This is a genomic window from Sphingobacterium sp. UBA7253, from assembly GCF_002472745.1.
GTDB classification, from domain to species: Bacteria; Bacteroidota; Bacteroidia; order Sphingobacteriales; family Sphingobacteriaceae; genus Sphingobacterium; species Sphingobacterium siyangense.
This window is the reverse complement of record NZ_DKSP01000062.1, coordinates 1-592: the sequence shown is the minus strand read 5'-3', so window position 1 is coordinate 592 and position 592 is coordinate 1. Positions and strand designations below refer to the sequence as shown.

Below are 592 nucleotides of genomic sequence, written 5' to 3'. Positions count from 1 at the left end.
CCGCCTACGAGATAGGCCAACTGATATAAAGGATCATAGGAACCTTCAAACGATCTCTTTACTTCACCATGCGCATTAGCCGACTCAAATCCCACGCGGTTTACCAGATAATCGATGCATTGCTGCGGCGTCCACTCACCTAAATGAAATTTGATACTAAAGGTTATTCTTGCACAGCGGTGCATGCGCCAAAATAACATCCCGATTCGCTCCTCTGGAGTTTTTGCAAATCCCTTGCTATACAGCAGCAGTTCCCAGTACAGTGTCCATCCTTCCGTCCAAAATGGCGTGTTAAATGCCTCTTCGCGGTAAGGCTTGTAACGCCTATTCATAAAATATTGCAGATGATGACCGGGAATCAATTCATGCTGGACTGTGCCTCGGGAGAAATAAGGATTATTGCCACGCATACTCATCAATTTCGCCTGCTGATCCATCGTGTTTGTCGGATAGGATATGCTAATTTCCCGTCCGCCTGTAAAAAAGGGATTGACCCGCTGCCGTTCAGGTGTCATCATGATCATACCCCAAGTCTCGTCTGCCAGCTCAGGAATATTCATGAGTTTATTTTGTTCAATAAATTGCTGCGCAT

Annotated in this window: 1 protein-coding gene (cut by a window edge); it reads right to left on the bottom strand. The window is 45.8% G+C overall.

Annotation, left to right across the window (positions count from 1 at the left end):
• Positions 1-410 carry the 5' portion of a DUF885 family protein gene (locus B2X72_RS05760; protein ID WP_422663689.1) on the bottom strand. 181 nt of this gene lie to the left of the window's left edge, so 410 of the gene's 591 nt are visible here — the first part of the coding sequence; its start codon is at positions 408-410; the stop codon falls past the left edge of the window.
• Between the last annotated feature and the right edge of the window lie 182 nt (positions 411-592).